The sequence below is a fragment of the uncultured Bacteroides sp. genome (assembly GCF_949298305.1).
Classification (GTDB): domain Bacteria; phylum Bacteroidota; class Bacteroidia; order Bacteroidales; family Bacteroidaceae; genus Bacteroides.
Map to the genome: position 1 here is coordinate 25,502 of NZ_CASFWU010000038.1, position 14,541 is coordinate 40,042.

Annotated in this window: 13 protein-coding genes; 11 read left to right on the forward strand and 2 right to left on the reverse strand. The window is 56.5% G+C overall.

Translation table 11 applies throughout. The features are described from left to right. Positions 1-135: 135 nt before the first annotated feature. The 11 genes from Q1Y74_RS07015 to Q1Y74_RS07065 all read left to right on the forward strand — a co-directional run bounded on the left by Q1Y74_RS07015 (position 136) and on the right by Q1Y74_RS07065 (position 11,980). Positions 136-1,365 carry a ThiF family adenylyltransferase gene (locus Q1Y74_RS07015; protein WP_300813287.1) on the forward strand — a complete coding sequence of 410 codons (1,230 nt, stop codon included), beginning with the start codon at positions 136-138 and terminating at the stop codon, positions 1,363-1,365. Next, on the forward strand, positions 1,362-2,195 hold the full coding sequence (locus Q1Y74_RS07020) for a hypothetical protein (RefSeq protein ID WP_300813289.1): 834 nt from the start codon (positions 1,362-1,364) through the stop codon (positions 2,193-2,195). Before Q1Y74_RS07015 ends, Q1Y74_RS07020 begins: the two co-directional genes overlap by 4 nt. Further along, positions 2,192-3,334: a hypothetical protein gene (locus Q1Y74_RS07025; RefSeq protein WP_300813290.1), complete on the forward strand. Its 1,143-nt coding sequence runs from the start codon at positions 2,192-2,194 to the stop codon at positions 3,332-3,334. The genes Q1Y74_RS07020 and Q1Y74_RS07025 overlap by 4 nt, the downstream gene beginning before the upstream one ends. Before the next feature lie 7 nt (positions 3,335-3,341). Further along, positions 3,342-3,788: a hypothetical protein gene (locus tag Q1Y74_RS07030; protein ID WP_300813292.1), complete on the forward strand. Its 447-nt coding sequence runs from the start codon at positions 3,342-3,344 to the stop codon at positions 3,786-3,788. Positions 3,789-3,800: 12 nt separating this feature from the next. Next, positions 3,801-5,498: a hypothetical protein gene (locus tag Q1Y74_RS07035; protein WP_300813294.1), complete on the forward strand. Its 1,698-nt coding sequence runs from the start codon at positions 3,801-3,803 to the stop codon at positions 5,496-5,498. 84 nt (positions 5,499-5,582) lie between these two features. Then, positions 5,583-5,900, forward strand: coding sequence for a hypothetical protein (locus Q1Y74_RS07040; protein ID WP_300813296.1), 318 nt, complete (start codon positions 5,583-5,585; stop codon positions 5,898-5,900). Positions 5,901-5,920: 20 nt separating this feature from the next. Further along, the gene (locus Q1Y74_RS07045) at positions 5,921-6,529 is read left to right on the forward strand and encodes a hypothetical protein (RefSeq protein WP_300813298.1); all 609 of its coding nucleotides are present in this window, start codon (positions 5,921-5,923) and stop codon (positions 6,527-6,529) included. Positions 6,530-6,592: 63 nt separating this feature from the next. Beyond that, a complete protein-coding gene (locus Q1Y74_RS07050; protein ID WP_300813300.1) occupies positions 6,593-7,744 on the forward strand; it encodes a hypothetical protein in 1,152 nt (383 codons plus the stop codon). Between the two features lie 5 nt (positions 7,745-7,749). Then, a complete protein-coding gene (locus Q1Y74_RS07055) occupies positions 7,750-8,589 on the forward strand; it encodes a hypothetical protein (protein WP_300813302.1) in 840 nt (279 codons plus the stop codon). A 32-nt stretch (positions 8,590-8,621) separates the two neighbouring features. Then, the gene (locus tag Q1Y74_RS07060; RefSeq protein WP_300813304.1) at positions 8,622-11,033 is read left to right on the forward strand and encodes a hypothetical protein; all 2,412 of its coding nucleotides are present in this window, start codon (positions 8,622-8,624) and stop codon (positions 11,031-11,033) included. A gap of 359 nt (positions 11,034-11,392) precedes the next feature. Beyond that, a complete protein-coding gene (locus tag Q1Y74_RS07065) occupies positions 11,393-11,980 on the forward strand; it encodes a hypothetical protein (protein WP_300813306.1) in 588 nt (195 codons plus the stop codon). Between the two features lie 179 nt (positions 11,981-12,159). On the opposite strand, the gene Q1Y74_RS07070 is transcribed toward Q1Y74_RS07065, so the two are convergent. Together Q1Y74_RS07070 and Q1Y74_RS07075 are read right to left on the reverse strand one after the other, a co-directional pair. Then, positions 12,160-13,815 carry an AMP-binding protein gene (locus tag Q1Y74_RS07070; RefSeq protein ID WP_300813308.1) on the reverse strand — a complete coding sequence of 552 codons (1,656 nt, stop codon included), beginning with the start codon at positions 13,813-13,815 and terminating at the stop codon, positions 12,160-12,162. A 176-nt stretch (positions 13,816-13,991) separates the two neighbouring features. Next, on the reverse strand, positions 13,992-14,540 hold the full coding sequence (locus tag Q1Y74_RS07075) for a cupin domain-containing protein (RefSeq protein ID WP_300813310.1): 549 nt from the start codon (positions 14,538-14,540) through the stop codon (positions 13,992-13,994). Position 14,541: the final 1 nt, after the last annotated feature.

The window sequence follows — 14,541 nt, forward strand, 5'->3', positions numbered from 1 at the left end:
CGGGTGCTGCGGCGGTGCCGGCTCCGCCCTGTCGGCCAATTTGTCCCTCGGCGAGCGAATATTGTTTCCAATCGTTTGGCTGTTATCCCGAATATTTACTATTTTTGAGCGGCAAAACCGTGAAGCATCAAGACAATGGACAACGACAACACAATCCCGACAATCGCTACGGCATGGGGGGCGGACGTATTTCCGCTGCTCTCCTGGTTCAGGCAGGGCAGGCTGGACCGGGCCTGTGTCATGGTGGTGGGGTGTGGCGCCCTGGGCAACGAGGTGCTGAAGAACCTGGCCCTTTTCGGCGTAGGCCATCTGGCCGTTGTCGATTTCGATAGCGTAGAACCTTCCAACCTGACGCGCTCCATCCTCTTCGGCCGGGCGGACGCCGAAGCCCGCCGGGCCAAGGTGGACGCTGTGGCGGCGCGCATCCGCGCCATCAATCCTGCGATAGAGGTGCTGCCCCTGCGGGGCGACATCTGCCACGACGTGGGCCTGGGCCTGCTGAGGCGGATGGATGTGGTGGTGGGCTGCGTGGACAACCGCTGGGCGCGCTACTGCCTGAACCGCCTCTGCATGAGGGCGGGCGTGGCGTGGGTTGACGGCGGCATCGACGGGCTGGAGGGCACGGCCCGTGTCTTCATGCCGGGCCGCAACTGCTATGCCTGCACGCTGGGGCCCGAGGCGCTGAAAGACCTCTCTTACCGCCTTTCCTGCTCGTCCGTCGTCCGTCGCAACGAGGCGGCGGGGCGTGCGCCCACTACGCCGGTCATAGCCTCCGTCATCGGGGCGGTGCAGGCGCAGGAGGCCGTCAAGCTGCTGCATCCCGACCAGCTGGCCTCGGGCGAGCTGACTTCGCTCTGCGGGCGCATGTTCTACTACGAAGGGCAGCACTGCACGTCGCGCGTGGTGGAGTTCGCGGGTTATGACGACGGCTGCCCCGAGCATGAGCGGTGGCAACCGGTGGAGGAAACGGACCTTGACACCGGACAGACGGTGGGCGAGGTGCTGGAGAGCCTGTCTGCCCGCTTCGGCTGCCGCCGGGTGGAAATCCACCTGCGCAACCACTGCTTTGTGGACTACCTGCTGACGCGGCGCGACGAGCGCCGGGTGGAAGTCATGCTGCCCGACTATGCCGTGGGGCGGCGGGTGGAGGAAGACCCCGTGCTGGGCGGACTGCCCCTGCACGCCCTGTACCAGCACGAACTGAAGACCCTCGGCCCGGACTTCCCCTATCCGGAACTGACGCTGGCCCGGGTGGGCATTCCGCCGTGGGACGTGCTGCACGTCGACACGGAGCTGGGCGTCCGTTACGTGGAGCTGGCCGACGAACGGGCTTATTCTACATTCTTATATTCTCAACAGACATGAAGAACGACACGGATTTGTTTGACATCAGTGCTGAGTTCCTGCTGAACTACCTCTATCCGGACCGTACGGACAGCTGGCAGGTGGACTGTGCCGGTACCTTTTACCGCAACTACAGCCCCGACCTGCTGTCGGTAGACGAAGAAGGCTCTACCGTGCGCCTGGCTCGCGACAGCTTCCTCCGGCTGCTTCCGCAGGGAGTCATTGCCCCCGACAATGCGCTGAAAGGAAAAGACTTTGAACAGAAATACGAGCGCCTCAAGAAGAAGGAAGAACTGCTGCGCGAGCTCTTCAAGCCGGTTGACACGCTGGCCTTCCGCTTCCGCCTCCACATCGAGAAGGAGGCGGCCCGCCTCTCGCGCGACAGGCTGGCCTTCCTGCTGAAGCGCTACTACGGCTACGACCCCGACCGCGAAGAAAACCCCTACGTGCGCCGCACGGCCCCCCTGCTGCTCTTTGCCAGCCACCTGCGCGGCGACTTCGGCTTCATCCGCAACCTGCTGGAGCAGCTGTTCGGCTGCCGCGTGACGATGGAGACGGGCCGCTACGCCTGGGACGAGGGTGCCGAGTGCTCGCTGCCTTCTGTGGCCTACAGCCTCGTCGTGCCCGGCCTGACGGCCGAAGCCTACAACGCCCTGATGCGTGAGGTGGCTCCCCTGGCCGACTTCATCAGCGAGTGGTTTGTCCCCTTCGACACCCGCTGCACCGTGTGCGTCCGGCATCCGGACCGCCCGTTTGTGCTGGACGGCGGCCTGACCCTGGACTATAACACCGGGATAAGCGAACAATCATCAACCCAGAATATTGACACTGAAAGTAGGAACACGTTATGAACATCAATTCAAGAATAGACTGGAAAGCCGGCATGGCGGTCTCCGCCCGGACTTTTCTGGAGCTGGACGGGAACCTGGCCCGCAGACAGGAGGCGGCAAGCCGGGCCGTCAACGGAGACCAATTCGGGCTCATCCCCTTCACCGAGTTCTGCAACCGGGGCGGCTTTGTCCGCAACAAGCTGGAGATAGAGCGTCTCACCTGCATGGCGCTGCTGCCTTCGGGAAAGATTCTGCACGTTGATGAGAAGGTGGTGGTGTCCGTCCCCCTGGTCTATGGCGACGAGTATTACCTGGCCTGCGGCTTCGGCGGGAAGGACGTGGAGTTCGACGTCGGCGACGTCCCCTTCGTGCGGCCGGAGTACACCTACGGCATCTACCCCCTGAACGAGCTGGAGGGCACGGACCTCTTCCCGGTGATGAAGTTCAAGGTGGACGACGGCACCTTTGCCATCGACGAGTCCTACATACCGCCCTGCCTGCAACTCTCGTCCGACAGCCGCTTCCGCCCCCTCATCGAAGGGCTTGCCGCGAAAGTGAATCTGCTGGCCGCCCATCCCAACCTGGAGTCCGGCGAGGGCAAACGGGCCTTCCAGCGCTATGCCTATGTGCTGAAGAACTACGACCTGCGCAACCGCACCGGCCACTTCCTCCGGCTGGCGGCCGAGGTGGCGCAGGCCATTGACTACTACATCGTCTCGCCCCACACCGAGACGCCCGTGCCTGTTCCTCCCTGTTCGGACTACGACGTCGCGGGCTGGCTGATGTGGCTGGACGGATACGCGCACAGTGCGGCGACCGTCCTGGACAAGGTGGTGCTGGAAGACCACTCCATCGACTTCGACGAGCTGAAAGCACAGGTCAAGGCGGAACTGTACGAGCGGCTGCGCCCCGAGCTGTACGAACAGCTCTACACGGAACTCAAGGCGAAGCTCACGGCCGAAATCTCCGAGGACCTGACCGCGCGCCTTTCCGACTACCTGACCGGACGCTTCAAGGCCGAACTGCACGGCCTGCTGGCCGCCGAGTTGTCCGGGTCGTTGTCCGAGAGCCTCTACCGCAGTCTCTACGACAGCCTCTACAACGCGCTCTACGTCCCCGTGGAGAAGGAGGAGGAAGACGAGTTTATGCCTTTAATCTGACACGGCCATGAGTATCATGCTTCCCTTGCAGGTGGAGGGCGGAAAGCTGCTCCATGCCTCAGACACCCGGACGGCGGTCAATGCCTTTATCGAACTGCTGCTGACCACGCCGTGCCACAGCTGCGTGGCCGACCCGGACTTCGGCTTCATCTTCAACAACCTGCGGTTCGAGATTTTCAACGAAAAGGAGGGCGTCATCTACAACGCCGCTGAGAAGGAGGACACTCAGAGCGGACTCTACGACAAGAAGGTGTCCGGCACCTCGAAGAGCATCAATACCTTTGCCGTAGAGCTGAAGAATGCCATCGAGCAGTACGAGAAAAGGTTGTCCGACGTTTCGGTCACCATGGCCTACGTCAAGAACCTGAAGAAAATACATGTCAACGTCGAGGGTGTCCTTGTGGAGGACAACACGGCCTACCAGTACACCACCAGCATCAATGTCTGGAACTAAAACAAGAGCAAAATGAAACAGAGCCTATTCACGACCCGTCAAAGGGCGGAGGAAATCATGAAGGAAGCCGTTGCCGCCTGGCAGCACAGTGCCGACAGCGAGCACCTGGAAGGGATGGAGCAGGACCCGGTCTTCTCCCTCTTTCTCACCGCGCTTGCCTATCAGGCCAACGAGATAGACAACGAGATTGAACAGCTCAAGACCGACATACTGAACGAGTTCGCACGGATGCTCATCCCCTACGAGCGCATTCATGCCCTGCCGGCAACGGCTGTGGTGCAGGTGACGCCCGACGAGAAGTTATCTACGCTGAGGCTGGACCACCGCACGGTGTTCTCGCTGGACAAGACCGCGCACACGTTTGTGCCCATTCTCAAGACACGCCTGTTCAATGCCGGCATTTCTTCCGTCGTCCGTCTGGACGACCGCCGCTGGAAGGTGGTGCTCCAGTTCAAGGAGCCGGTCAATAGCCTGGCAGGCCTGGCCTTCCTGGTAGACGGCAACGGCTTCCAGGACCTGAAGGTCTTTGCCAACGGCACCGCGCTCCCGCTTGTCAAGCCGTGGGATTATGCCGACCTGCCCCTGGACGACTGCTTCTCGTTGCGGAACATGATTTACAACCGTTCGGCCGTCTACCAGTCCTGCAACACCTGGTTCGACCTCTTTGCCAAGCAGGATGTCCGGCTGTTCTGCGTGGACAGCTATAAGGTGGCGTCCGACCCCTCTGCCTTCACCGACAAGATGGAACTTGTCTTCGAGTTTTTCGGCACAAGCGACCACTTCCTGTTCGACAAAGACCACTTGCTGCTGAACTGTACCGTCCTGGCCAATGCGGTGATGCGCTCGGCCACGCTCTCGTCCGAGTCGCCTCTTGTGCGCCTCTCCGGCGAGACGGGAAACGGCGAGAAGCTGCAGTTCCTGCACCTGATACGGCCGGCCGACAGCCAGCTGTTCGGAGACGTACCGGTGGAGATACGCCGCATGGCCGCCGACCGCTTCAACCCCGACCACCTGGTCAGGCTGGCCACGACGCTGGTCAGCCGCTTTTCGTCGGACTATTATGCCTTCCAGGAGATTGAAACCCTGCGCGAAGGCTCTTTCATGGAGCAGTTCTATGCCTTGCTGAAGAAAATGTCCGAAGGCTTGGCCCGGGCCTCCCGCAAGAACTCGGCCGGCCTCTATCTGATGCTTCGGAACGACAGCGGCTTTTCGGCCAGAAACGTCAGCCTCGGGCTGGACTATCTGATGACGGCCGGCAGCGCGGTGAACGCCGCGCTTGACGCCAAGAGCCGGTTTTCGGCTTTGCCGGGCGCTGCAGTCAAGAGCGTCAGGCTGGTGGCGAAGCCCATGCCCGGCTACGACGAACTGCAGAGCCTGGATGCCGGCAACAGCCTGGCGCGCTACTACATGGTCACCAACGACCGCATCGTTACGCCGGCCGATGTCAAGGTGTTCTGCTACAACGAGCTGGCCGTCCGCTTCGGCATTACCACCGAAATGGTGGAGAGCCTGAAGGTGAGAAACGTGCGCAATGCAGGCCGCCATCACTGCGGCTTTGAAACCCAGGTGTACATCCGGCTGACGGACAACGCTTACATCAAGCGCAGCTTCCAGGAGAAGATACCCATGGCCGAACTGGTGCTCAGGAAGATGATTGAGGTGAGGAGCACCAACGTGTTCCCTGTCGTGGTCAGCATTGAAATTGTCTGAATGGCTTCGCGGCCTGCTGCGCAGGGCGTTTGCTGACATTCAAATTATTTATTACTTTTGCAGAAACTATTAAAACAGAATTCGATGGAAGATTTCTTTTTGGATATTGTATATAAGGAGAAGAAAGTCCGGTTCCGCATCATGAACCCGCATACACCGCTGGCTTCCCTGATGACCAACCTGAAGCATGCCGTCGGGAAAGACGGTCGGCTGATTTTCGACTTCCCTTCGATAGACGCTACGGGGGCTCCTTTGGACTACTTTTTCGGAAAAGAAGACCCTACGACCAACGAAGTGAGAGTGCTGAGGCCCCGGATAGGGAAAACAGACCAGACACTGGCCGACTACAACGTGCGCAACGGCGACACGGTGTTCCTGATTCCCGATCCCTTCCCGGGCTGACCCCATGAACGGAAACTACTATGCAGACGGCATTATTGAATTGGCAGGATTTTGAACCCGGACAGTTGACGGGAAGAAACCGGCGCCTGCTACACGAATGGCGCGAACTGGACGGCGCCGTGGGGCAGCGCGATGAATTGGAATACCTCGTTGTGAGGCGCAACCACCAGGGACTTCCCACGGAGTACCTGATAACCTATCATCTCCGCTCCATTTGCGGAGTGGAACAGGTGGAGAGGCTGAACGAGCCGGGCGTGGCAAACCGTCCGCTCTTCGCGCAGACTTTCCGGATGGGCATCCGCATCCCCGAAGGTTATCCGGCCGTGGACGCGCCTGCCGAGTTCCGTTTCCTGACGCACAGCCCCGAAGGCAAGGACATCCCCCATCCGTGGCATCCCAACATCCGCTACTTCGGAGAGTTTGCCGGAAGGGTCTGCCTGAATGCCCCCGACACTTACGCCGGCCTGGCCTGGTGCGTGACCCGCATTGTGAGTTACCTGACCTACGAACGCTATCACGCCATCCAGGAACCTCCCTATCCGGAGGACTTTAAGGTGGCGGAATGGGTCATCAGGCAGGGAGAACCTAACGATTGGATTTATTTTAACCAACAGACTACTATAAAATAGGCAGATGTAGCAGACCTTTCTCTGAAGAATTTGCTATTTTTGTCCATACATTTGAATGAAAAGATGAACATCCTGAATAAACTGATAGCCGGCTTTCTCATTCTTTGTTCCGGCTGTGCCGCAATGGCGCAGACCGTCAAGCAGATTGAAGTGGCGGGAGACGAGCCCTACGTGGACCATGTGGCGCTCGTGCCCGGCTCCACCGACATGGACCTGCTGGTGAAGATTGCCTTCAACGAGCCGGAAAACAGTCTGACGGTCAGCCTCATTTCCTATCGGAGGCTGTTTGTCTTCCAAAGCGACGTACGCTACTCGCACGTGGTGCGCTGGCACAAGCTGAAGCCCGAAAAGCTGCCATACGTGGTCGAGTCGGACGAACTGGCGCGCTACAAACTGAGCAAACCCTTGAGGAAGTCCTTCAGCAGTCCCCGGCGGAAGCATGTATTCAAGCGCTGGATTGACTATGAAGGCCTCCAGCCCCAGCCGGCCGAATACAGGATGGTAAACGACTACATTGAGCAGACGTTTGACATCCTTTACAAGGAGGCTCCCGTCTCTGTCACCCTGGGCGACCTGCTGGTGATGAGCGAGGAACTGACCCCCAAAAAGAAAAAGTATGACCTGTTCTTCCAGGTCAGCATGGACCGGAAGTATGAGATAACCATCCGGCGGGACCCCTGCTTCGGCAAGGAAGAGGCCTTGCAGGCGGCCGCAGCACGGACGGAGAGCGTGCGTGCGGGCTTCAGGTCGTTTGAACAGAAGTTTGCCGACGAGTCTTCCATGAACACTCCTGCCGGAGCGAAGATATTCAACGAGGTGAAGGAATTGCTGGTGGCGCAGTTTCCCCGCGTGGACGAAACAAGTCCCTGCCCCGACATCCAGCAGAACATTGACCTTTACAACAGCTATGTGGATTCCATTCGGAACATGCAGAGCCGGTACGTGATGGAGGTTGAGGCGAAAGCTGACGTGCTTGGGCTCAGTGCCGATGCCATCCTGAACCTGGCCCGAAAGATAGACAACCACGTGAACCGCTGGCTGCTGACGTCAGACCCGGCGGAGAAGAAGGACCTGGCAGCCGCTTGCCGGGAAATCATCGGTTCCGTCCGTTCTCATCTGGGCGGAAGTCCGGAAATCAGCGGAAGTCAGGCTGCCGCCCTTGCAGTCTTTTACCGGGCGGAGGCCTATTTCCGGAAGACTTGCGTTAAAGAATGACAGCCATGATGAACAAGAGACAGAAACACGACGGACAAACACGGCTGGTACTCCTGTTGCTGGTACTGTTGTTCTGTCCTAAACTTTGGGGGCAGGACAGCTTTTCCGACGGCTTGCAAATGCTGGAGATAGAGGGGCGCATGCTCGGCTTCTACAACCAGTTGAGTGATATTTCCGGCCGGATTCCCAAAGCAACGGCAGACGAACTGGTGGAGGCCGGACAGCAAGTGACCGCCATTGACACCAAATGGAACGCTTACTACCAGTTGCGGCAGGCCGAAATAGCCGCAGACGACTCGCTGCTCCAGATTGTAGCCGACTATCAGCTAATCAGGCAGAGCGTACTGGACTCCATTGCCGGCAGGAAGCATTACTACGACTCCCAGAAGAGCTTTTCCGACGCTGAGGCCTTTATTTGCTCGCAGGACACGGCTTACGAGCGGCTTTATAAAACCGCCTTTGAATATTCCTTGGTGAAGTCATTGGCTCCCGAACTTGACAAGGTGAAAGGAAAGGAACAGCTGCTGTTTGCCGAAGTGCAGAGCCGCTATGAGAACGCCAAAGCCTTGCAGGAGGAATTCGGCGAACTGAAGCCCCGCTTTTTGAAAATGGAAGAGCTGTACATCGGTCTGAAGAACACTTCCGAAAAGATACAGGCACTGGAGTTCAAACCCTGGTTCGACCGGATTAAGGACTATCTGTACAGTCTGGCGGCAGTAGCCCTGATTCTGATGTTTGCCAATATGGTGCAGGCCAAAATCAAAGCCTTCAAACAGGCACGGGAGAACGCGAAGAAGTTCCGTCAGATGATGAATCAGGAGGAGGACGACTATCCCACCATTTAATGAATGTATAAACCGAAAACCAATCTGTTACAATGAACAGCCGCTACATATCACTTCTACTGGTGCTTGCCCTATTCCTGGCAGGCTGCACCAAGCCCATGTCCGAGGGCAAATCGTATGACGAGGATGTGAACATCAACATTCTGAAGCTGGAGTTTGAACCCGGCTACAAGCGCTTCCATGCCAATGTCCAGATGAACGACAGCCTCACTTCGCTCTTGCTGAGCAATGACAGTACCGTCCACTTCAAGACGGAGGAATTCGTGAAAGGCAACCTGTACGACGAGAAAACACAGCCGAAACTGGTGGGTTACAAGAATCTCAAGATTCAGGAAATAGCCAATCTGGACCTGAACCTGCTGCTCCTGATGGACATGACGCTGGATGCCGAGAAGATTGCCAAGCAGGAAAAGGTGGTACGGAACTTGAAGAAACTGTTTTCGCCGAACCATCTTCACATTGCCTTCATGAGGAACAAGACCGTTACTGAAACGATGGAAGCGACGGATTACGTTCTGGACAACTACTTCAAGGCCGTGCCGGGCGAGAAGTATCTCTACCGTTCTATCCTGGCCAAAGTGGAGGAATTCAAAAGCGACTCTGTGGCACGTCCGCTGCAAGTGGTGCGGGACAGTGTCCTTCCGCTGCTTCCCGAACAGAAAATCATGATTGTCTTTTCGGACGGGAAGGTCTATGACCACAACAGACCGACTGACCCCGACCACTACGCCCTGCAGCAGCGGATGGTCCAGTATGCCGACTCTGTTTCAGAGTTCCCGGTATTCTATCTCAGCATGAAAGACACGGGCGAAGGAACCGTGGAATCCGATAGCGTGGAAGTCACAGACGAGGAAGCCAAGAACATGCTGACAGTCTTTTGCCGGAATACGGGTGGAAAGTACATAGAGACGTATAACCGGAATCTGGTTCTCAGCGATATGCTGAAACAGCTTCATAAAGAATATGCCGACTATCAGTTTACCTTTGTCAATCCAGACCTGAAGATTTACCGCGGCATGAAGCGCAAATTGCAGATTGGGTGCTACAAGGGAGACAGCCTGATTGCCTCCGACTACATCTATTACAATGCAGGCAGTGTCTATAACCCCATCATCGTCAATGGTTTCACCACTTTCCAGGTCATTCTTCAAGGCACTCTTCTGGGGCTGCTGACGCTGTTGCTGATTTATCTGTTGTTTCAGTTCCTGGTGCCGGCCATCCGTTACCTGATATTCAGAAAGAAATATGTGACCCGCTACGTCAACAAGAACATGAGCTACAACGGGATGCTGGTCGAGCAGTCCTGCTACTTCTGCAAGGCGCCGTTTGTGGCGGGTGACAAGATTGTGGTGAAATGCCAGCACGTGGTACACGAGACCTGCTGGAAGGAGAATGGCTACAAATGTCCCGAATATGGGAGGAACTGCAAGACTGGCAGCCATTACTACAACCTTCAGAATCTGTTCGACCCGCACAACGCTTCGTTCTATCTGTCGTGGATTCTGGCGGGGGCACTGGCCGGACTGATAGCCTGGGTCAGTTTTACAGCCAACGCGCACAACAACGAGAACCTGACACTGGTGAAGCTCATACACCTCATCTTCGGGGTGGATACCAATTCTCCCCAGGCCGTCGTCCTGATGGAAGAATACGGCAGCCATCTGTTCTATCTGCCTTTCTACGGGATGAACATTGGCTTCTTCCTGACCCTGACACTGAGCGCCCTGACCAGTCACGGAAGGTGGTGGTGGAAGAGGTCGCTGATTGTCGTAATCAAGTCCATTGCCGGAGGCGTCTGCGGCTATCTTTCCTTCTTCATCGGATGCGTCATCTCCATTGCCCTGAACTTCACGGACAACTCCTTCCTGGTTGACTGGATTCCCTGGCTGATTAGCGGCTTCGGCATCGCGTTCGCGGTTTCTTACGGAACGGACATCAAGCTGAAGAAGGCACTGGTGGGCGCGGCCATCTCCATTGTCTTCGGCCTGGGTTCCATGTACCTTTGGTCGTTCGCTTTCAATTCCCTGGTCGATACGCGCGAGTTCCTGCTCCTGAGCTACATGATTTACAGCATCGGGTTCGCCATCAGCGTGGCGGCCACCAGCCCGAAGTCCGAGCGCTACTTCCTGCGGGTGGAAGGCCCCATCAAGGAGATGGACATTGCCATCTACAAGTGGATGGGGGCAGCCAATCCGTCGCGGCGGATTTCGATAGGCAAGTCCGTCAACTGTAATCTGCAGATGACCTGGGACATCACCAGCCCCATTGCCCCCGAGCAGGCCGAGGTGCGGATGATGAACGGCTATCTTTATCTCATTGCGCTGGAAGAGGGCGTGCTCTTCGACAAGAAGCCGCTGAAGCCCCTCGTCAAGAAGCGCCTCTACCACGGTTCCCGCTTCGTCATCGGAAAGACCACATTCACTTACATCGAGAAAGACCTGTGACGGCGCTGCCTGCCGCCCTTCGGCAACCATAAACCAAGAGGGTATGTCCAAACATTGATTTCCGTTTGGGCATACCCTCTTTGAATGATATCCCAAGTAAGATTGATAATTGGCTTATTTTTTAGACCGTTGTAGAGACAATAAAAATGCAGCCTGAACGCAATTATAGACCATTTGATATCTGTTGTCCGCATCTTAATCCATATTGACGTTTGAGAGGTATTCGGCGTGTTGTAATAATACCTATTTTTGTCAATAAATGTTGGTAAAGGCATTGCTTGTGTGTAGTTGAGATGCCGTGCTGTTATGCTTTGCTTGCGGATACTTTTTCATTATTAATTTAAATATTTCTTTGTATTATGAAGATTGACAAGTTTTTCAGTTGGCTGCTGCTATCTGTGGTTCTGTGTTCGTTTTGTGCATGCAGCAGTGATGACGAGGAAGGTGAAGGGACAGGTTCCAATGGGGCGGTAACGCTGAACATAGGAGGGGTAAAGACCAATCTTGGCAATGTCTATTGGATGGCTGAGTCTTACAGTCAAGGCAAGAATCATTATGAATTGCAATTCATGTCGTTTGACCTTTATGCTTATATGGCTGGTGGTGATTATTCTTCGTTACCGTCAAGCTATTCGGTGGTTTATATTTCTTTTGAAGCTCCTGGGTCTCTTGCCGAACTGCCTGTCGGTACTTTCGAAGAGAATGATTACGAGTTGTCGGGAGTATTGGATGCTTCTTTGGATAATGGTGAGGGCCGTTACTATGTGGAGGAAGGCTCTGCAAGCGGCAGCCTTGTCATAACTAAGGCAGGTGATAATTATACGGTAACCATTTCGCCGCTCGAAGTTGTTTACAGCAATCCGGATGATGTCGGACAGGGTAATTGGATGTCAACAACAATGAACTGGAATTATACGGGCAAGATAAAGAAAGCTCCTGAGGAGTGATATATTGTGTAAGTGCATTCTGTAAGAGCCTGTATGACTCCTGTTGGGCATATTGTCATCGGAGTCTATTTATGCGGCTTGAAACGTATGAGTTTTACGTGCATGTATTAAGAAGAGGCCATGCTTTGCTTTGCAAAACATGGCCTCTTACTTGTGTCAATACGGCATTCTTTTTCTGTTTATTTCTCGTCGTTCTTCCGAATCTCCACACGGCGTATCTTGCCGCTGATGGTCTTGGGCAGTTCGTCGACGAACTCGATGACGCGCGGATACTTGTAGGGGGCGGTGACGCGCTTCACGTGGTTCTGAAGCTCCTTGATGAGGGCGTCGCCGGCCTTGTCCTTGTAGGCTTTGGAGAGGACGATGGTGGCTTTCACGACCTGACCGCGGATTTCGTCGGGCACGCCGGTGATGGCACACTCTACAACGGCAGGATGGGTCATCAGCGCACTTTCCACTTCGAACGGGCCGATGCGGTAGCCCGAACTCTTGATGACATCGTCGGCACGGCCAACAAACCACAAGTAGCCGTCTTCGTCCTTCCAGGCCACGTCGCCCGTGTAGTAGATGCCGTCGTGCCAGGCTTCGCGGGTACGTTCGGGGTCGCGGTAATACTCTTTGAAGAGGCCGAGGGGCTTGCCCTTGTCGGTACGGATGACAATCTGGCCCTGCTCGCCGGCTTCGACGGAGCGGCCGTCGTGGTCGATGAGGTCGACGTCGTATTGCGGGTTGGGCAGTCCCATGCTGCCGGGCTTGGGTTCCATCCAGGGCATGGTGGCCACGGTCAGGGTGGTTTCGGTCTGCCCGAATCCTTCCATCAGACGGATGCCCGTCAGTTTCTTGAAGGTCTCGAACACGGCGGGGTTCAGGGCTTCGCCGGCGATGGTGCAGTACTCCAGACAGGACAGGTCGTACTTCGTCAGGTCTTCGTGGATGAGGAAGCGGAAGATGGTGGGCGGCGCGCAGAGCGAGGTGACGTGATAGTCCTGAATCTTCTGCAGGATGTCGGCGGGTGTGAACTTCTCGTGGTCGTAGACGAAGACGTTGGCGCCGGCTATCCACTGTCCGTAAAGCTTGCCCCACACGGCCTTGCCCCAGCCGGTGTCGGCGATGGTGAGGTGCAGGCTGTCGGGCCGGAGGTTGTGCCAGATGTAGCCCGTCACGATGTGTCCCAGCGGATAGGTGAAGTCGTGGGCCACCATCTTGGGTTCGCCCGTGGTGCCGCTGGTGAAGTACATCAGCGAGATGTCGTCGTTGGTATTGACGTGTGCGGGACGGACAAAGGGTGCGGCGGCTTCGATGCCCTTGTGGAAGTCTTCGTAGCCTTCGGGCACCTCGGGACCTACGCTGACTAAGCACTTCACGCTGGGCGACTCGGGCATGGCGGCGGTGATGTGGTCGGTGATGACCGTTTCGCCTGCGCAGACAATCATTTTGATGTCGGCGGCGTTGCAGCGGTAGACGATGTCTTTCTTCGTCAGCAGGTGGGTGGCGGGGATGACGACGGCTCCCAGCTTGTGCAGGGCCACGATGCTGAACCAGAACTCGTAGCGGCGTTTCAGGATGAGCATCACCATGTCACCGTGGCCGATGCCGAGGCTCTGGAAGTAGCTGGCCGTCTGGTCGGTGTAGCGCTTCATGTCGGCGAAGGTGAACTGGCGGTGTTCGCCCTTGTCGTTGGTCCAGAGCAGGGCGGGTTTGTCGGGTTGCTCGGCTGCCCAGGCGTCCACGACGTCGTAGCCGAAGTTGAAGTTCTCGGGTACGTTTATCTTCAGGTTTTCTTTGAAGTCCTGTTGTGAAGTAAATGTGGTCTGTTTTAGAAATCTTTCTATCATAATGGTAAAGAATGTGTATTAGAAGTTAAAGGGAGTTAGAGGGAGTCATCGCCCGCCTTGGCGGGCTTGGGAGTTAAAGGCCAAATGTGTGGCTAATGGGCTATCGGCCTTTCACTCCTGACGGAGCGTCAGCGAAGTGATAACTCCCTTTAACTCCTTCTAACTTCTTCTGAAAGTTACATGATGATTGCCAGGAACCGCACGGTCTTGCCGTCCAGTGCCTTCATGCCGTGTGGCAGGCTGGAGTTGAAGTAGAGGCTGTCGCCCTCTTCCAGCACCAGCTCCTTGCCTCCCACGCTCAGCAGCAGGCGGCCTTCAATGACGAGGTTGAACTCCTGTCCTTCGTGCGTATTGTAGTGCATGGGGTTGTCGTTGGGCTCCACGGTGACGATGAACGGGTCGGCCTTGCGGTCCTTGAATCCGGCGGCCAGCGACTGGTACTTGTAGGCCTTGGTGCGCTCCACGCTCACGCCCTTGCCGGCGCGGGTCAGGAAGTAGGTGCTCATCTTGGGTTCTTCGCCGAACATCAGCGCGTCCAGTGCGATGCCGTAGTGGCGGGCTATCTGCTGCATCATGCTCACCGAGATGTCGTGCTCGCCCGACTCGGCGCGCTCGTATTCGTCCTTGTCTATGCCGCACTCGTTGGCAATGTCGTTGGGGGTCAGCTCCATGGCGTCGCGCAGTCCGCGCAGGCGCTCGGCTATTTGTTTAATCTGTTCGTCCATA